Source organism: Bifidobacterium stellenboschense, from assembly GCF_000741785.1.
Classification (GTDB): domain Bacteria; phylum Actinomycetota; class Actinomycetes; order Actinomycetales; family Bifidobacteriaceae; genus Bifidobacterium; species Bifidobacterium stellenboschense.
The window spans coordinates 1-19,644 of sequence record NZ_JGZP01000029.1 but is presented as its reverse complement, the minus strand read 5'-3'; the positions used below and the strand labels follow the sequence as shown (position 1 = coordinate 19,644).

10 protein-coding genes and 1 pseudogene are annotated in these 19,644 nt (G+C 64.9%); 2 read left to right on the top strand and 9 right to left on the bottom strand.

All coding sequences use genetic code 11. The annotated features are described in order from the left end of the window. The coding region (locus tag BSTEL_RS10800; protein WP_420796417.1) for a carbohydrate ABC transporter permease at positions 1–446 on the bottom strand (446 nt) is incomplete at its 3' end. Between the two features lie 214 nt (positions 447–660). Next, a complete protein-coding gene (locus tag BSTEL_RS10795; protein ID WP_034530318.1) occupies positions 661–1,995 on the bottom strand; it encodes an ABC transporter substrate-binding protein in 1,335 nt (444 codons plus the stop codon). A gap of 333 nt (positions 1,996–2,328) precedes the next feature. Between BSTEL_RS10795 and BSTEL_RS11580 the strand changes: the two genes are divergently transcribed. Beyond that, a complete protein-coding gene (locus BSTEL_RS11580; RefSeq protein WP_051923083.1) occupies positions 2,329–4,662 on the top strand; it encodes a sugar porter family MFS transporter in 2,334 nt (777 codons plus the stop codon). Between the two features lie 6 nt (positions 4,663–4,668). Here BSTEL_RS11580 and BSTEL_RS13090 read toward each other — a convergent pair whose 3' ends face one another. Together BSTEL_RS13090 and BSTEL_RS13085 are read right to left on the bottom strand one after the other, a co-directional pair. Next, positions 4,669–6,285: an amino acid ABC transporter ATP-binding/permease protein gene (locus BSTEL_RS13090; protein WP_420796418.1), complete on the bottom strand. Its 1,617-nt coding sequence runs from the start codon at positions 6,283–6,285 to the stop codon at positions 4,669–4,671. Between the two features lie 634 nt (positions 6,286–6,919). Continuing rightward, a pseudogene (locus tag BSTEL_RS13085) lies at positions 6,920–8,485 on the bottom strand (ABC transporter ATP-binding protein/permease); the annotation flags it as partial. Positions 8,486–8,795: 310 nt separating this feature from the next. Here BSTEL_RS13085 and BSTEL_RS10780 point away from each other — a divergent pair. Next, the gene (locus BSTEL_RS10780; protein ID WP_034530316.1) at positions 8,796–10,619 is read left to right on the top strand and encodes an AMP-dependent synthetase/ligase; all 1,824 of its coding nucleotides are present in this window, start codon (positions 8,796–8,798) and stop codon (positions 10,617–10,619) included. Between the two features lie 364 nt (positions 10,620–10,983). On the opposite strand, the gene BSTEL_RS10775 is transcribed toward BSTEL_RS10780, so the two are convergent. The 5 genes from BSTEL_RS10775 to araA form a co-directional block, all read right to left on the bottom strand. Next, positions 10,984–12,240, bottom strand: a complete 1,257-nt coding sequence (locus BSTEL_RS10775; protein WP_156963303.1) for a hypothetical protein — start codon at positions 12,238–12,240, stop codon at positions 10,984–10,986. Positions 12,241–12,352: 112 nt separating this feature from the next. Then, positions 12,353–12,895: a hypothetical protein gene (locus BSTEL_RS10770; RefSeq protein WP_156963302.1), complete on the bottom strand. Its 543-nt coding sequence runs from the start codon at positions 12,893–12,895 to the stop codon at positions 12,353–12,355. Positions 12,896–13,009: 114 nt separating this feature from the next. After that, entirely contained in the window at positions 13,010–13,771 is a 762-nt protein-coding gene (locus BSTEL_RS10765) for a gamma-glutamyl-gamma-aminobutyrate hydrolase family protein (protein WP_084686291.1), read from the bottom strand. A gap of 244 nt (positions 13,772–14,015) precedes the next feature. Further along, positions 14,016–17,681, bottom strand: a complete 3,666-nt coding sequence (locus BSTEL_RS10760; protein WP_034530314.1) for a DEAD/DEAH box helicase — start codon at positions 17,679–17,681, stop codon at positions 14,016–14,018. Between the two features lie 290 nt (positions 17,682–17,971). After that, complete coding sequence (araA, locus tag BSTEL_RS10755) at positions 17,972–19,489, bottom strand: L-arabinose isomerase (RefSeq protein WP_034530312.1); 1,518 nt, start codon at positions 19,487–19,489, stop codon at positions 17,972–17,974. Positions 19,490–19,644: the final 155 nt, after the last annotated feature.

Genomic DNA, 19,644 nt, shown 5'->3' with positions numbered 1-19,644 from the left:
GCGCCGTACACGAAGCCCCAGATCAGGGTGGACACCACCGCCGGCACCGCGTAGGGCAGGAACGTGGAGATGCGGAAGAACTTCGTGCCGTGCAGCTTCATCGAGTCGATCGCCAACGCCATCGCGGCCGCCAGGAACAGCATGATCGGCACCTGCACGACGGTGAACAGGGCGACGCGGCCGACGGACGACCAGAACTGCTGGTCGTGCATCAGCGCCGCGTAGTTGCCCAGACCGACGAACCTGGTGCCGCCGATCATCTGCTTCTTGAAGAACGAAATGTAGATGGCGTACACGATCGGGATGATGAACACGAACACGAACACCACCGCGAACGGCCACATGAACTTCCAACCACGCCAGTCCGCCTTGTGCCGGTTCTCGCGCGCCTGCTGCGTGTGACGAGCGGCCATGGCGGCCGACGGATCCATCGTCTGACCAGACATCATTTTCACCTTGCGCTTTCCATAATCCAACCAACGGCAACCAACGATCCGGAGGCGTCACGACCCGCCCCGGATATGCCGAGGGCGGGGATACCGGACGCATCCCCGCCCTCGGCATCAGGCAAGGGGCGATGGCCAGGGAGGGAGGACCGGGAGCGGAAGGAGGAGACGCTCCCGGACACAACCGCCACGGGCCGGACCGGCCCCATGCCACTTACTTGACGGTGACGGTATAGCCCTGCTGGTCGCCGTAGTCGGCCAGCGTCTTGGCGTACGCCTGCATGGCCTCCTTGAGGGTCTTCTTGCCCTGATAGGCCGGAGCGATGTCGTCACCGTACTTGGACTGCGCGTACGGGTTGTACGGCAGGTATTGGAACTTGCTCACCTTGCGCTTGGCGGCCTCGACGAGCACCCTGTTGACCTCCTGACCGCCGAAGTACTCGTTCTTCTGGGATTGGAAGTCCTCGTCGTCGAGGATGGCCGTCTTCGCCGGGAAGGTGCCGTGGTCGGCCATCACCTGGGCGCCGTTGCCGTGGGTGAGATATTCGATGAACTTGTAGGCTGCGGCCTTGTTCTTGGACTGCTCGGTGATGGCGAGCGCGGAACCGCCGTCCTCGGAGGACGCCTGGTCGCCGTCCTTCCACTGCGGCAGCTGCGCGACGCGCCAGTTGCCCTTGCCGGCGGCGGCGCTGGATTCGAGGTTGGTCGGCATCCACGCGCCGATGGTCAGGGATGCGGTGGTGCCGTCGCCGAGCGAACGGTACCAGTCGTCGGACCAGTTGGAGATCTTGGTGTTGATCAGGCCCTCGTCGATGAGCTTCTGCTGGAACGCGACGTAGCGCTGCATGCCCTTGTCGTTCATGTCGATGGTGATGTTCTCGCCGTCGACCTTCCACGGGGTGGAGCCCGCTTGCCACGCCTGCGCGGTGAACGGCTGGTAGCCGTTGGAATCGCCCGCGTTGTTGGCGATGTAGTAGTCGTCGCCGAGCGCGCGGATCTTCTTCGCGGCCTTGTAGTAGTCATCCCAGGTCTTGATGGATTCGCCGTCGACGCCGGCCTTGTCGAACACGGCCTTGTTGTAGAAGAACACCTCGGGGCTGGAATCGATGGGCAGGGCGTACGGCTTGCCCTCGCCCTGCAGCATCTTGGCCCACGGGCCGGCGGCGAAATCGGATTCGAGTTTCTCGGCGCCGAACGGGCTCAGGTCCACGATGCTGCCGTCCACGGCGAACTGGGAGATGGTGGCGTCCTCCATCATCACCACGTCCGGCGCGCCCTTGCCGGCGGCCACGGCGTTCTGCAGGGCCGTGGCGGTGTCGGCCGCGGTGCCGGTGCTGGAATACTTGACCGTGATGCCGGGGTTGTCCTTCTCGAAGGCGGCGATGGTCTCCTTGATGCCGTTGCCCCAGCCCCAGAACACGACTTCGCCCTTGGCGTTCGCGGTATCGGTGTCGACGGACGCGGCATCGTCGCCGCCGCCGCATGCGGCGAGGCCGACGAGCGTGGCCACGGCCGCGGCGGCCGCGATGACCTTCTTGACGTTGCGCATATCATTCTCCTTATTCTCGTCGCGGAGACCTTCCTCCGTGACGCTCCTGACGAGTGCTTCCAAGAGGTACACCCGTGTACCAACGCTTCACATGATACACCAGTGTACCTGTATGGCTCACCGGCGTGTCGCCGCACGCCACTCGCCGCCCGACGCCGGCCCGCGCCTCCCCATCGGCATCCCCCCACCGGCATCCCGACGGCACCCCGACGCCGCCCCAGCTGACATCACGCCCGAATTCGTCACCGGGGTGTGGAATGCACCATGACGAAAACGGCATCCCCGGCTAGTATCGGTGTGTAATCCCCCATCGATGCATTGAGAGGAAGGCGCATGGCGGGTCTGTTTCATGCTGTCTCGAAACAGCGGAACCCTTTGGGCACGGCCGTACGGCTGCACGGTTCGGGACGCTACACCTTCGGTCTGGCGCTGAGCGCCGGACTGGCCGGTCTGTTGTACGGCTACGACACCGTCTCCATCTCCGGCGCCATCGAATTCCTGCGCACCCGCTACCGGCTCGACACGGTGATGGAAGGCCTCGTCATCTCCTCGATCATGCTGGGCGCGGTCATCGGAGCCGCATGGGCGGGCTTCCTCTCCGACCGGTTCGGGCGCCGCCGCGTCCTCATCGCCGGCGGATGCTTCTTCTGCGTGTCCGCCGTGTGGAGCGCGTTCACCTTCGGCCCCTACGATCTGATCGCCGCGCGCGTGGTCGGCGGCTTCGGCATCGGCCTGACCGCCGCCCTGGCCGTCACGTACATCACCGAATCCGCGCCGACGAACATCCGCGGCACGCTCACCTTCTCCTATCAGATGTTCGCCGTATGCGGCATCTTCCTGACGAACGTCATCAACTACATCATCGCCTCCTACGGCACGCCCGCATGGGATCTGACGACCGGCTGGCGTTGGATGCTCGGTCTCGGCGCGATTCCCGCCCTCGCCTTCCTGGTCGCCATGTGGCGCGCGCCCGAAAGCCCGCGATTCCTCATCCAGCACGACCGCAGCGACGACGGCTTCCGCGTGCTCGAACACATTCTCGGCACCGAGGACGCGCGCATCCGCACCGACGACATCCAGGCGTCCGTCCGGTTGGAACAGGAGATGTCGAACGAGTTCACCGACCTGTTCCGCCCCGGTCTCGGCAAGGCCCTGCTCATCGGCATCTTCCTCGCCGTGTTCAACCAGGCCGTCGGCATCAACGCGATCTCCTACTATGGCCCCGTCATGTTCTCCCGGCTCGGCTTCGGCGGCGACACCGAATTCCTCACCTCCGCCTGCGTGGGCGGATTCGAGCTCGTGTTCACCGTGATCGGCATGTACCTGATCGACACGGTCGGCCGCAAGCAGCTCATGGCCGTGGGCGCGGGGCTGATGACCGTGTTCGCGATGTGCATCGCCGTCTCGTACATCGTCGGCATGCCGTTGCTCACGCTCGTGTTCATCATGCTGTTCGCCGCCTCGTTCGCGTTCTCGATGGGCCCGATCCCGTGGGTGGTCATCCCCGAACTGTTCCCCACGTTCCTGCGCGGCCGTGCGACCGGCCTGTGCGTCATGTGCCTGCTGACCGTGAACTGGGCGGTCGCGCAGTTCACGCCGATGATGGTCGACAATCTGGGCGGCGGCATCACCTTCCTCGTCTTCGGTCTGCTCGACATCGTCTGCCTGTTCGGCATCGTCACGCTCGTGCCGGAGACGATGGGACGCACGCTTGAGGAGATCGAACACCTGTGGCAGCCGCGCACGCCGCTCGCCGCCGCGAAATACGCGCTGAGCTCCGCCGACGCGAACATCCGTCACGCCGAGGCGGCGATCGTGCGCGCCGAGAACGAACGGCAGCAGGCGCTGGGCATCCTGGAGGCGGCGGAACGTGCGCGCGTCACCGCCCAGAAACAGATCTTCGACATCCAGGCGAAGGAGCGGGCGCAAGCGGAACGCCTGTCCGCCGAACGCGCCGTCGAGGAGGCGCGCAAGGCCGCGCACACGCTCATGTCCGTGCCATTGCCGCCGTCCGACGCCGCTTCGGGCGCGGCGTCGGCGGCGCGCCATCCGACCGCCGACGACCTCACCGCGCGCGTCACGCATGATTTCGGCACGGACGACGCCGACGACGATACGCTGATGTCGACCACGGTGCCGATCGCCCCGTCGGGGACGCGCCCCGAGGCGATCGCCGCGACGGAACGCGCGCATCGCATCGCCGCCGACCTCATGGCCGGCACCGCCACGGCCGCCGAACTGGGCGACGGCGAGGTGCGGCGCATCACCGTCGAATCCAATCCGATGAACGGCGCGGACATCGCCCGCGACATCACCGTCGATCTGCCGGAACGCCGGCCGGAACGCGATCTCGACGCGGACGCGACGGCCGCCGTCGACGCCATCGACATGCTCGACGTCGCCGACAAGGGCCGGACCGTGGCGGAGGACGACAGCCGTCACACCGACATCGACCCGACCGTATTGGACGACGCCGAACTGCCGGACATGGACGCGACCCGGCGCCTCGACCCGCGGCGCATCCCGCCGACCGCCAGCGCGCCGGACCCGCTGCTCGCCGCGCGCGATCACGCGGAGGCGATGGCCCGCCAGCGCGCCGAAGACGCGCGCGAGGCGAAGGCCATCGACGACGCCCTCGACACGTTGGACTCGTTCATCAAGGGATAGTCGCGGTCAGAACGTCACGACATGGTCGGCGACGCGCATCGCCGATTCGCGATGCGAGAACAGCACGGCGGCGCGGCCTTCGGACGTGTCTCGGATGGATTTCAGGATGACCGCCTCGTTCAACGCGTCGAGACGACTCGTCGGCTCGTCGTACAGCACGAGGTCGGCGTCTCGAAGGAACACGCGCGCGAGTCCGATGCGCTGGCGTTCGCCCTCCGACAGACGGTCGCCGAGCTCGCCCACCGGAGTGTCGATGCCCTTGGGCAGCGAGTCGACGAGTTCCAGCGCGGACGCCTTGGCGAGGGCGTCGCGCAGGAGCCCGTCGGTCGCAGCGGCGTCGGTCGCGGCGGCGTCGGTCGCAGCGTTGGAAACGGAATCGTCCACGCGCTCCCCCTGCGGCAATGCGAGCAGCAGGTTGTCGCGGATTGTGCCGTCGAACAGGTGCGTCTCCTGCCCCATCAGCGCCTGCACGCGGCGGCGGTGATGCGCGTCCACGTCAGGCAGCGGCGTGCCGGACAGGGTCACGCCGCCGGACTGCGGGTCCCAGTAGCGCATGAGCAGCTTGATGGTCGTGGACTTGCCGCGCCCGGACGGCCCCTGCACGCCGAGGATGCCGGTGGCGGGCACGTCGAGGGAGAAGTCGGCGAGGATGGGGGTGGAGCCGGCGGACACTCCCTCAGTCCGCGTTGCGGACAGCTCCCCCTCAAGGGGGAGCAAAGAAGAAGCACTCTCCGGCTCCCAACCGTCCGACTCGGGCAGGGGGCGCGACGAAGAAGACTCCGGTCCGGGCAGGGGGCGCGGAGTTGTCGGGTAGGCGAAGGTGACGTGGTCGAGGCGCATGCCGTCGTAGTCGGGGGTGGCGGTGCCGGTCTCGGTGACGGCCGGGGTCTCGTCCATCAGGGCGAACAGGCGGCGGGCGGAGGCGAACGTCTGCGTGAGGTTCGCGGGCAGGGCGCTCAACGCCATCGTCGGGCCGAACGAGCTGGCGATCAGCGTGAACGCGACAACCAGCGCCGGCCCATGCAGGGGCGCGGCGGCGGCGAGCGCGATGACGAGCACGGCGGTGGCCGTGGTGAGTGCGAGTACGAGCACGCCCGCGATGCCGGCGAACCGGCCGTTGACGCGGCTCAATCGCACGTGCTCCGTCCACAGGCGTTTCGTGAGCCGTGCGATCACGGCGACGCGGTCCTCGCCGCGGCCGAAGCGGATGATCTCGCCAAGGCCTCGCATGTCGTCGAGCATGACGTCGTCGAGCGACGACGCCTGTCTGCGGATCGTGGGGCCGAGGTTCCTGACGCCGGTCGCGAAGAAGCGCGGCACGAGCACGCCGATGACGAGATGCGCGGCGATGAGCGCGAGCGCCATCCACGGGTCGAGCGTGAGCAGCAGGACCGCGTAGACGACGGTCGTGGTCGCGGCGATGACGACGGGGCTGATGGTGTGCGCGAAGAAGATCTCCAGCAGTTCGACGTCGGTGGTGACGAGGGCGATGAGGTCGCCCTTGCCGTGTCCGGCGAGCTTGGCAGGCGCGAGACGGCGCAATGCGGCGAACGCTTTGGAGCGGAACAGGGCGAGCAGGCGGAAGGCGACATTGTGGTTGAGATACTGTTCGACGTAGCGCATGAGGCCACGCAGCAGCGCGCACACGATCATCGCGGCGACGGCCGGCGCGACGCCCATCGACCACACGGGGTGTCCGGCGAGCGCGAACGCGCCGATCATCGCGAACACGGGCAGCATCGTGGCGGCGAGGTGGCCGACGGTGCCGGCGAGCGACGCGGCGGCCATGAGCCGTGCGAGCGGACGCGCCTCCCCCAGCAGGCGGGTGATGGTCCGGAAAGTGGAGAGGGGTTGGTCTGGTGCGGCGGCGGGCCGGGGCGGCGGCGGTTCTCTCCCCCAGTCCCGCTGCGCGGGACAGCCCCCTCGTCAGAGGGGGCCTGTTCTCCCCACTTGCCTCCCCAAGGTCCTCTACTTCGGCCTGGGTGCGGAAGAGGCGGGCGTACTTGCCGCCGTCGAGGGCCATGAGTTCGGCGTGCGTGCCGGTTTCGACGCTTCTGCCGTGATCGAGGACGACGATATGGTCCGCGTGTTCGGCGTTGGCCATGCGGTGCGTGATCATGACGACCGTCCGGCCGTCCTTGTGCGCGAGGTCGCGGATCGCGTCGAGGATGAGCGTCTCGCTTTCCACGTCGACGCTGCTGGTCGCCTCGTCGAACACGTAGACCCGCGCGTCGTGCAGAAGGGCGCGTGCGATGGCGATGCGCTGGCGTTGCCCGCCGGACAGGTTCGCGGCGTCCTGTTCGATCATCATGTCGAGTCCATCGGCCTGCGCGCGCACGAAATCGTCGATGCGGGCACGCTTCAGCGCCTCCCACATCATCGCATCCGTATCCGCCGCGGCGTCGTCGTCGATCCGTTTCGGCAACGCCATCGCGAGGTTGTCGCGCAACGTGCCGGCGAACAGGTGGCTGCGCGCGCCGATCACCGTGACGGCGCGCGACAGCGCCTCGCCGGAAAGCGCCGCGACCTCGATGCCGGCGAGACGCAGCGAGCCGGAGTATCCGGCGAGCGTGCCGGCGAGCAGCGCGGCGGCCGTCGATTTGCCGGAACCGGAGACGCCGACGATGGCGGTGAGCTCGCCGGGACGCGCGTCGAAGGCGACGTCGGCGAGCGCGGGCGCGACGTCGGCGCCGCCCGCCGCGCCGGCCGCGTCGCCGGAACCGTCGCCGGAACCGTCGCCGTACGTGTAGGCGACGTGGTCGAACGTGACGTCGAGACCGGCGTCGTGCGTTTCGGGCAGGTCGGCGTCGCCGCGCTCCGGTTCGGGCGCGTCGAGCAGTGCGAAGATGCGTTTCGTGGAGGTCATGCCGTTCATCGCGACGTGGAAGAACGAGCCGAGCTGGCGCAACGGGATGAAGAAGTCGGCGGACAGCAGGATGATGAGCAGCAGCGAGGCGAGCGTCATCGGCGCGCCGGCGAACGGGAACAGGTAGGACACGAGATACGCGGGGTAGGCGAGCCAGCCGTGCACGTCGGCCGTCCACATGGCGGTGGACGCGCCCGTGGACGCGCCACCGGTGGAGAAGCGCCACAGGGCGACGCCGATGCCGGCCGCGGTGCCGCCGTAGGCGACCGCGTCCATCGCGGTGAGGGAACGCAACTGGATTTGGAGGACGCGCATCGTCATCACGCGGAAGTTCTCGGCCTTGTCGTCGAGTTCGCGGGCGGCGCGCGCGTCGGCGTCGAACGCCTTCAGCGTCTCGAGGCCCTGCAGGTCGTCGAGGAACGCGGCGCCCATGTCCGTGTAGCGGCCCCAGTATTTCTTGAACGTGCGGGCGGCGCTCATCGCGACCATGCCGACCACGACGATGATGAGCGGCGCGCAGACGAGGAACGTGACGGCGGTCGGCAGGTCCATCGGCGCGACCACGGCGAACAGGGTGAGCGGCGCGAGGATCGCGTAGAACAGCTGCGGCAGGAACAGGTCGAAGAACGATTGGATCTGTTCGATGCCCTCGCCGGCGGATTGGACGACGTCGGCGGTCTTCACACGCTGCGCGTAGGAGGGGCCGAACGCGAGCATCTTGCGGTACAGCTTCTCGCGCAACGCGAGTTTGACGCGTTCGGAGGCCTCGGTGCCGAGGCGCGCGGCAGCGGCCGTCGTCAGATATCGCACGATCGCGGCGGCGACGATGACGAGACCGTAGAAGATTGCGTCGCCCGCCATCGGCGTGACGGCGTCGCCGGCACCGGCGAGCAGGTTCGCGAACAAGGCGACGATCGCCGTCACGAACGCGATGTTGGCGAGCAGACCCACCCACATGCAGGCGACCTTACCGGCGACCAGACAGCCTATGCCGGGTACCAGCCGGAACAATCGTTTGTCGAACATGTCTCCCCTTTCCGTCGATCTCAAGCCACCGTAACGGAAAACGAAGCGGAATGGAAGGGTTGGTGGCAATCCACAAAAGACGACGGCGCGGTTGTGGCATGGCGCACAACACGCGCGAGGCTACGCGCGCGTAACTTAGGCGATGATCGGCCGGAACCACGCCCGCGGCACCGCGACATGCGGATCGTGGGGAGACGACCGGCCACCGAAGAACGCAAGGAACGGTAAGGAACGCGCCATCATGCTTGACCACTACACCACACCTGGATCGTCCGTCGAACTGCGCGACGACCAGACCATCTACTCGCTGCTCGCCGACCGTCTCGACCGCACCGGCGCGGACACGGTCATCGCCGAGAAGAAGCTCGGACCGGGCCGCTGGGCGAACGTGACCACCGGCGAATTCCACCGCATGGTCCTGTCCGCCGCGCGCGGTCTCATCGCGCTCGGCATCGGCAAGGGCGACGCGGTGACGATCTTCTCCTCCACGCGACTCGAATGGGGCGTGCTCGACTTCGCGCTCGCCGCGATCGGCGCCGTGAGCGTGCCGATCTACGACACGGATTCCGCCTCGCAGGCCGAACGCATCATGAACGACGCGGACGTGAAGCTCGCCATCGCCGACGACCGCACGCGCTTCGACCGGCTCGACTCGGTGAAGGACCACTGCCCGACGCTGAAGCAGATCCTCATGATTGAAGGCAACGCGCTGGGAGCGCTGGAAGGCCTCGGCGTGACCGTGTCCGACGAGGAGCTGGACGAGCGCATCGCCTCCGTACACATCGACGACCTCGCGACCATCGTGTACACGTCCGGATCGACCGGCACGCCGAAGGGCGTGGAGCTCACGCACCGCAACTTCGTGTCCGTCACCATCGCCGCCTCCGAGGCGTTGCACGAGATGATCACCGACGACCATCCGCGTCTGCTGCTGTTCCTGCCGCTCGCCCACTGCTTCGCACGCTTCATCCAGTACGCGTCCATCGCCTCCGACGACGGCGTGGTCGGCTACCTGCCGGACACGAAGTCCCTGCTGCCCGACCTGCGATCGTTCGAACCCACGTACCTGCTGGGCGTGCCGCGCGTGTTCGAGAAGGTGTACAACGCGGCCTCGCACAAGGCGGGCGCCGGATGGAAGGGACGCCTGTTCCTTCGCGCGGCCGAGGCGGCTCGCGACTGGAGCCGAAAAGAACAGGCCGGAGAGAAGCATACGCTGAGTGAGATCGCCGAACATGCGAAGTACGAGACGCTCGTCTACCGCACCGTGCGCGGTGCCCTGGGCCCGAAGATCAAGTACGTGGCGTGCGGCGGCGCACCCCTGTCGCTCGACCTCGCGCACTTCTACAACGGCATCGGCCTGCCGATGATCCAGGGCTACGGCATGACCGAGACGGCCGCCCCGTTCGCGGCCACGCGCGTGCACGACAACGTGATCGGCACGGTCGGCCAGCCCGCGCCCGGCTCCTCGGTGCGCATCGCCGAGGACGGCGAGCTGCAGGTCAAAGGCCCGAACGTGTTCCGCGGCTACCACAATCTGCCGGAGAAGACCGCCGAGGCGTTCACCGCGGATGGTTGGCTGCGCACCGGCGACCTCGCCTCGATCGATGACGAGGGGCGGATCACGATCACCGGCCGCATCAAGGACATCATCATCACGGCCGGCGGCAAGAACGTCTCCCCCATCCCGTTGGAGGAGGAGATCGCCAAGTGCCCGATCGTCGAGCATGCGGTGGTCGTCGGCGACCAGCGGCCGTTCATCGGCGCGCTCGTCACGCTCGACCCGGAGGCGCTGGCCGTCTGGCTGCCCGCGCACGGACTGTCGCTGGACACGCCGATCGACCGCCTCGCCACGAACGCGGCCGTGCGCGACGAGATCCAGGAGTACGTGGATCGCGCCAACGCGACGGTCTCCCGCGCCGAATCGGTGCGCAAGTTCGTCGTGCTCGACGAGCGCCTCACGCAGGAGAACAAGTGCCTGACGCCGTCGCTCAAGGTCGTACGCCCGGCCGTGAACCGCGTGTTCGCCGACGTGATCGACAAGGAGATCTACACCGGCAAGCGGTGACGCGTGGGGCGGCCGGGATCGGCGGGAAAAGCCGGGAGCCGATCGGCCCCGCCCTTCGGCGTCGCTTCCGCGCCATGAGCGTCGGTTCCAGCCAGTCCATGGTACGGAACCACCACTGAGAGAGCCCTTGGCATCGTCTCCATACCAATAACTGGCCGGAAACGACGCCAAGGGCTCGTTTTGCGTCGTCGCCGGCCAGTCCATGGCACAGCGACGACGCCAGGACCCGCATGAGCGTCGGTTCCGTGCCAAGGCCGGCACGGAACCGACGCCGACGACCCATCGGATGCTTGTGGTTCGCCTCCCTAGGGAGCAGACGCTGGCGATGCGCGTTTCACGGGTTGCCCGTGATCTTTTCACGAAGCTATACCCGTTTCTGCGGCAGCAGGTAGAGATCGTCGTCGTCCGCAGCCATCACCATCGGAGCGTTATGCAACCGGTTCAACGCCTGTACCGCCTCACGGAACGGTTTCACATGCGGCAATCGGGCGTCGCGCATCCTTGCGAGCAGCGCATCGGTGCGATCCGCGTTGAACCGTTCCATGGCATCGCCCATGCCGATCAGCGCGCCGTCTAACGGAGTATGGTCGCCGATCGGCGTGGAGGCGACCGCCTCACCGAGCCGTCGTCCCAGGAAGGAGACGCCACCGAGCACCCTGCCTTCGAGCGACCCGTCGGATTCCTCTTCGATCGCGTTGTAGCAATCCGTGTAGAAACGAAGATAGTCGAGCCTACGATCTTCGATGTCGTCGGCGATCTTCGTCAGGTATTCTGCATCAAGGTTCTCGCTCAAAATAGGTTCCAGGAACGAGGCGAACGCATGATTGTATGTGGCGAGCTGGTATTCCTTCATCACATCGGCGATATCGTCCGACCGTTTGCCGACGACGCCACGGACCTCGAAGATTCCTCCTTCCTTAAGCAAACCCGAAATCTGCGCGCGCAGATGAATGGACGACTGCGCCATGTCCTGCCGGATGTCAAGGACCTTCATATGGTAGTTGCTCCGCCATATGTCGTTGTCCCAGTTGTACTGATAGCCGTTGAGGATAGCGACAAGCGTCTCCGCGTCTCCACGCAACCGGGCCTTGTCTTTCTGCTGGAGGTACCGGAACATCCTACGCTGTGTGTCCTGGATGGCATCGAGTTTGCCGTTGATCTGCATGATCGCGGCGGCGACGAACAGCATCGTGGGATCATAAGGCATGACTCCGGCGGCCTGGAAGGAACCGCCCGCCGCCTCATGCAGTCGCGCCTGTCCGAATCCGTTGATCGCATCCCTGAACGACGCCAGCAGACCCGATCCATCCTTGAAGTGCTGCAGAGCCGCCGCATTGAGCGGATTGCCGCAAGCGTCATTGACGAAGAACAGATTATCCGGGCCGACCACCGAACCGACGACCGTGCGAACGGCGGCAGGCAACGAGGCGAACGCCACTCCCAGCGCCGGCAATTGATCCAGAGGAATGGCGATTGCCGTGTCCGTATCGATGTCGATGTCCAAGGACTCGAGTTTCACCTTGATGGAGGACAAGCTCTTCGCGATTTCCTTCCGGCTGGGATCCCGGTGTGCATCCGCTCGGGTCACCGCATTGATCACTTCGCTGCCGTCACCGCTCATATCACCCATCCCCATCGATTGATGTCCCGTATCCCAGATTTGCATTATAGCGGCGTATGGGCGGATTCCCAACATTCATGATATTAGGTCGCAGCCGCCCAGATGATCCGTATCAGACCGGTTTACCGTCACCTTGTTCTCCGTATGCCCTGTCCCTCAGTTCGTGGATGACACGCCATGGGGCGTCCAGTTCGTTGGCGTGCATGCGGACGACCGATAGACCCTGCCGCTCCAGGCACTGCTGCCGACGACGCTCATCGTTGACGATCTCGCGGATCGCTCTGCCGGAGGTCATGTCCGGGTCGACGTATTTCCGCGTTCCGTCGAATTCCAATGCCACCTGCCCATCGCCCGACGTCCCATCTCTCGATATCCTCCAGAGAAAATCGACGCGATGGCGACGATTCGGATAATCCAGACACGGGAATTCGACCTGGATATCGTCCGGAGGACAACCCATGTCATGCAACATGCCTCGTGCCGACGATTCGCCGCCGTTCTCGCTGCGCGCGTCCGCCAAATCGAACGCCCGCATAACGGTTTGTCGATGACTGGAATACTTCACCGATGACGGATACGCGAGCAGGACATCCTTATCGACGGAATCGGTGCGCAGTGCGGAATCGATGGGCGCCAGCGAATACCTCAGATCCAAGGTGGCGGCGCAGTCGAACAGGGGGGCTGTAAATCGAGGAGAACAGGGGTTTCGGCCGGGTTCCGGAGATGGGGGCGGACCATCGCCACGTGGTGGGGGATTGCGCGGGGAAGGTCATCGGTTGCGGGTCGTGCGGGTCGCGGTGACGAACGTGTCGAAAATGGCCTGCGAACGGGAATCCACTTGATACAGGAATTCGGGATGCCATTGTACGGCCCATAGGAACCGGCTCGCGGGACGCCACAACGCTTCGATCACGCCGTCGGGAGCGGTGGCCATGACGCGCAGTCCCGGTGCCGGTTCGCGCACGGCCTGATGGTGGTAGCTGTTCACGGGTATTTCGGATTCGCCCGTGAACAGCTTGGCCAGCGGCGTGCCGGGTGTCAGCGTCACGGTGTGCCCGAACGCGTCGTACGGCGGTTTCATGTGATGTTCGATTTCGCCGGGATGTTCGGTGGGGAGATCCCGCCACAGCGTGCCGCCCAGAAACCGGTTGATGAACTGGACGCCGCGGCAGATGCCGAGAATCGGCTTGTCCAGCCGCATCACGGACGGCAACAGCAGTGATTCCATACGGTCGCGCTCGGGCGAGAGCACTTCGCCGCGGCCGGTCGCGTCATCCGTCGCGTCGCCCGTGCAGTCGGTCATGGAATCGGGGCCGACCGACGGTCCCACATCCGGCCCTCCTGTGAACAGGAACGCGTCGAACCGTTCGGCGCATTGCGCCACCACGGCCGCATCATCGGTCAACGGCAGCATCACGGGTGTGCCGCCGGCGCGCAACACGGCATCCATGTATCCGGGCAGCATCCAGAGGCTGTCTTTGCCGTAATCCATCAGCGGCGTCACCGCGACCATCGGACGATCGATCATCATGGCACCCCATTCCCATGGTTCGTGAGCGGGCGTGAAACGACCCGTTCAATGCCATCACTCTATCGGACCGATGTAAACCGCCGGCCACCGCTCGGCCCCGGCCTGATCCGCCCGGGAGGACGGGGAGAGAGGAAGGAGAGGAAGGAGAGGAACGACAATGGCCCATCCCAGGTGGGATGGGCCATTGAGCTACTGATCGGCCAGCGGAGCGGACGGTCCGCCATCAACCGATGACGGCAAGCCGTCACTGGGTGTCCGGTCGGTCGGCAGGCCGATCATCGTGCCAGTGAGTGACAGTCAGCTCATCGGCCAGATACCGGGAATACCTCCCGTCCTTCCAATCGGCGTGGTTGCCGATGACGTACAGGCGGATCTTCGCCCGGGAGACGGCGACGTTCAGCAGATTGGGTTTTTCGTTGACCCACTGTCTTGACCCATTCCCTCTGGCTCCGGTCCGGCTGCCGAGCACGAGGATGACGACGTCGGCTTCACGCCCCTGACTGATGTGCACGGTGCCGGACCGGTCTTTGGCCAGCTTGTCGGCGGTGTCCTTGTCGATGGTGCCATCCTGCGCGATCATCTGCCCGAATATGCCCCGGACATGTTCGGCCACCGCGTTGAACGGCGAGAGGGCCAGAATGTCCTCATAGTCCACACCGGATTCGTGCAGCTTGGCCAGCAAACCACGCAGTATGGCACCCTCCTGCGGCCGCCATTGCTCGTCAGCCGTTTCGTGGGTTGCAGTGGTCGCATCATGCGGCGCGTCTGGTTGGGCACCGACGGCGGAATCGTACCAGCAGGATTCCCACAGCGCTTCCGCCGGGTTCTTCGGCTCGTCCTGTTCCCCCGTCGCCGAGCCATCCCGTACGGCGGCATCCGCGGCGAAGGCAGTGATGGGCGCCTCCGGGCGTACGTTCAAGCCCGGAACCATGCGTCGCTCATACGCCATGGTGTTGCAGATGGTGAACATGGGGTCGAGGCATCGACGATGCACGATAAGTGGCATGCCGATCCACTGGTCATGCTCCTCGTTCCCGTCGTTTCCGGTAGCGCCATCGTCGCCGGTGCCGCCGCCCAGTTTCGTATATTGGCCCAGTGGCGTCTGGCGATCCACACACTCCTGCACGTTGTCGGATTCGGGCCCCATGCTCGCATCGGATCCCATGTGGAGGTGCGCCAGCAGTCTTCGGACCTGCGGCGGCATGGTATCCACTGGTTCGAGCTGGACCGGATCGCCGACTGCCACGCAATGACGCACGCGCTGGAGCAGACCTGCGGCGTACTGCGGTTGAGCCTGACCGGCTTCGTCGATCAGAGCCAGGCCGAACCGGTGTGCGTCTGTGGCCCCGATACCACTGCCGAGTACGCCGAACATGCGGCTGACCGAAGCGAACGTCGTGGAGATGACCGGAACCACCAGAAACAGGGTGCGCCAGAAGTTCATGACCATATCGGCAGGAAGGACATTCGCATGGCGAATGATGTCGCTGGCGCATCCGAGATTGTCCTGGAATCGTTGGCGATTGGCGAGAATCGCCGTCTGGTGCAGGGCCAGCGCCTCCAGAAACACCCGTGTGCGTGCCTCGTTCCATTCCCGGTCGAGATAGGGGGTGGTGAGATAGGTCGAATGGCTTGGACCCAGATCATCGGTTTTCCCTTTACGAGCGTGATGCTCGTGGTCGCGTTCATAATCCGCCTGCCGTGCGTCGCGGATGGACCGTTCACGATTCTGCGCATCGGCGAAGGAGCGTTTGGCGTCGTCCCAGAGCTTGTTCCAATCGGTGGAATCCACGTTCCGGTCGGGCTCGCCGTTCCGGTCGGGCTCGCCATCAGCGCGGAGCTCGCCTCGGACGAATTCTTTGGTGAAGGCCTTGAAGAACTCGCTCCAATTCGTTTTGTTGCCGAGTCTCGCACAGAACAACGCCCATGATTGTGTGGCGGAATCGTCGGAATCGTCGCGTTTGCCGGCGATGCTCTTCGTGATCGCGCTTGCCGTCTCGCTGAAGGCGAATCCGCCATAAGAGGAGGACACGCGCGGTCTGAAATCCGCGGTGATTGCTTTGCGCCAATACTCGTGGATTGCATCTTCGGTTGGAAGCTCAAGGCTGATGTTCTCCACCGCCCTGTTGTTGGCGGAAGCCACGACGATTTCAAATCCTGTGATTTCCTCGTTCAGCTTCCAGTACTTGTATCCTCCGCCGACGGATACCGCTTTGTCGGCGAACAGATTTTCGGCCCTGTCGAGTTTCGCGAGTTTCTTTGCGCGTTCCGCGATGACCGCCGCTATCACGTCGCGCAACAATGTCGTCTTGCCGGTTCCGGGAGGGCCGTTGACCCCCAGCAGCGGTTGGTCTCCACCTGACGGGAACGCCTTGAGGATTTCGTTCACGGCGAGTTGTTGATGCAGGGCGAGGGTGTATTGGGGGTTCGAAGGCCAGCACGCCGGTGGGATTGAACGCGGCTCAACGTGTTCGAGGATGAAGCTTGCGGCATCCGGCCGTGCGCTGCCCGGCATGCCCGACGACTTCGGATTAAGGTCGGTGCGGGACGGATGTCTCGCGCAGAGGTATCGTGCGAGCGGATGCGACAGCTTCTTCGGGTCGTTGTCCGCATCATCGATGAGATGGCTCAGATCCTGCCGATAGAAGGAATCCATGAAGTCGGGTTCGAGATCCCGCTTCGATATCCCGTTGCCGAGTTGTACCGAGACGATGCTCCGTTCGATCGGTGATGATTCGCCATCGAATCCCAGCTCATTGCACAGGAAGGCGATGCAATCCGTGATGGCGGTGAATGTGAGGGGATCGGGAGGATTCTCCGCGTGGCGCTTTTCGTAGGATTCCCGCCATTGATTGAGCATCTTGCTGATTGCGTCGTCCATGCCGTCGTCCATGCCGTCGTCCGGCAACGGCCATGATTTCGGGATCGGCAGTCCATGCCGAACGGCGATGGCGAGTTCGCTCAACGAGCGGCAATACTGCGATATGTGTAGTGAGCCGTCGAGAAGCACTCCGTCATCCCGAACGCTGATGGTGAGGCCGGCGGCGTAGCCGGTGGGTTCTCGCTCGTCGAGCGCTACGCTTTCCGCGGATTTGTCCGAATTGCCGGACGGTTGTGAATCCTCTCCCTTTGGAGCGAGCGCATGAATCATCATTCTGAACGCGGTCTTCTGATTAATCGCCACGTTGATTTGGTAGCTGCGGTGGGGAAGCCATGTCGCGATATGCGGGTTGTTGCCGCCTCCCCCATTCTCCTTGAGCAGCTCGCACCGCTTCTTGAACTGATTGCGGTACAGCCCCGTCTTCGGATTCAAATCGTCGGTATGCAGCACGTAATCAGGCTTGTCGTTCTTGATGACATGGCGTTTGCACACGCCTTGCGGATAATCCGGGCGACGGATGCAGTAGATGATCGCGTAGTGTTTGCCGGCCTCTTTCAGCCGGAGCGCGGAGATCAGATGATCCATGGCATCATCGTCGATGACGGTACCTATGCGTGCGTCGCGGCCTAGAAGCCGTCCCAATTCCCGTGCGGCCGCATGGCTGATGGAATCATGGTTCTCGTCCGCTGGTTCGTCGCCGAGATGCGCGCCGATGAGCCTTGCATGCGAGTCGGTCGTCATCGTGAGATGCGCTTGTCGGTCGAACAGCTTCCGTGCGAGTTTTCGGCGTTTGACATCGGTATCGTCCGGCACTTTCTCGTCGGACGCGGTGACATGGATGTCGACGAAGAATGGCTGCCAAGGCTCATGCGTGCCGTAGTGCCTCCAAAACCTCAAGTCGAAGCCTGGTAGCTTATAGGACGTTTCGGGCCTCAGCTTGAGATTCTGCGGGGTCAGCAGTTCGATCGCCTCCCAATACCGCAATATGGCGGTCGGTGTATCGGAGAGTGCGTGTACGTCATCGTTCATGGCACCAGTATGGGCTTCGCCTGAGACGATGCGCCGACGGGGATTCGCTGTATGAGCGTACCCCCTTCGTCCGGAAACCCGGACGGGGAGAGAGGAAGGAAAGGAACGACAATGGCCCATCCCAAGTGGGATGGGCCATTGAGCTACCGATCGGTCAGCGGAACGGACGTTCCGTCATCAACCGGTGACGGCTTGCCGGCATTGATTGATGCGTGTGTCCTCTAGGCGCTCCGAGGGAAGGCGTACGAATGTACGTCGACCGAGGGGCAACGACGAGGACACTCCATCGATCAGTGACGGTTGTCGAGACGGTGGTACATCTCGGACAGCTGCAGTTCCTTCTCGAACTGGCGGGCGGTGGTGTTCTCGTCGATGACGGCGAGTTCGACGCCGGCGATGCGGGCGAAGTCCTCCCAGGCCTCACGACCGACGGAGGTGGTCATGCAGGTGTGGTGGGAGCCGCCGGCGGTGATCCAGCACTGGACGGCGGTCTTGAGGTCCGGCTGCGGCTTCCAGACGGCGCGGGCGCACGGAAGCTCCTTGAGGGAGCCCTGCGGCTCGACGACGTCCACGACGTCCATGAGCAGGCGGAAGCGCTCGCGCTCGTCGGCCATGGAGACGACGACGACGTCCTTCTTCGGGGCACCGGAGAAGACCAGGCGGACCGGGTCGGCCTTGCCGCCGATGCCGAGCGGGTGGATCTCCAGCTTCGGCTTGTCGATGGTGCCGATGGCCGGGGAGACCTCGAGCATGTGGGAGCCCATGTCGAGCTCGTTGCCCTCGGTGAAGTTGTAGGAGTAGTCCTCCATGAGGGAGGCGCCACCGGGCAGGCCGTAGCCCATGACGGCACCGATGCGGACCAGCACGGCGGTCTTCCAGTCGCCTTCGGCGGAGAAGCCCCAGCCGTACTCGGACGGGAAGCGCTGCGGGCCGACGCCCGGCAGCTGCGGCAGGGCGCCGAGATCCTCGAAGTTGTCGACGCCGGCGGTGCAGCCGTTGGCGCGCATCATGTTGACCATCGCGGCCTCTTCCTTGGCGGCGATGAACAGGGAGTCGTACTTGGCGTCCAGCAGGGCCGGATCGACGTCGTACTTGGCCTTGTAGTCCTCGATAATCTCCTTGACCTGATCGTCCTTGACGGCGTCGTACGCGGCGACGAGCTCGTTGACGGCCCAGGTGTTGATGGAGGCGCCGAAGACGCGCTCGGCCTCGGTCTTGTCGCCTTCGGTGACGGCGACGTTGCGCATGTTGTCGCCCCAGCGCATGACCTTCATGTTGTTGGAGGCGTCCCAGCCGGCGCAGGCGCGGGCCCAGGTGCCGACCTTCTCGGCGACCTCCGGGTCGGTGTAGTGGCCGACGACGATCTTGCGCGGGATGCCGAGGCGGGAGACGATGTAGCCGAACTCACGGTCGCCGTGGGCGGCCTGGTTCAGGTTCATGAAGTCCATGTCGATGGTCTCCCACGGAATCTCCTTGTGGTGCTGGGTGGCCAGCTGCAGCAGCGGCTTGGTCAGCACTTCGAGGCCGCGGATCCACATCTTGGCCGGGGAGAAGGTGTGGCACCAGGTGATGACGCCGATGACGTTCGGGTCGGCGGAGGCTTCGACCATGAACTGCTTGACGCCGTCGGAGGACTTCAGAGTCGGCTTGAGGACGATCTTGGCCGGGATCTTGCCGGTCTTGTTCAGGTAGTCGACCATTTCGGCGGAGTGCGCGGCGACCTGGCGCAGCGCCTCCTCGCCGTACAGGTCCTGCGAGCCGACGCCGAACCAGATTTCCTTGCCTTCGAAGGGGTTCTCCATAACCATGTTTGCTTCCTTTACTTCGTTGTGATGGATGGAATCACATCTCGGCCCGCCCGTGCGGACGGGCCAAAGTCTTCTGTTGTTTGGGGTTTGCGGGGACCTCCCCCCCCCCCCCCCCCCCCGGCTTCGCCGGGAGCCCCCTCCAGAGGGGGCCAAAA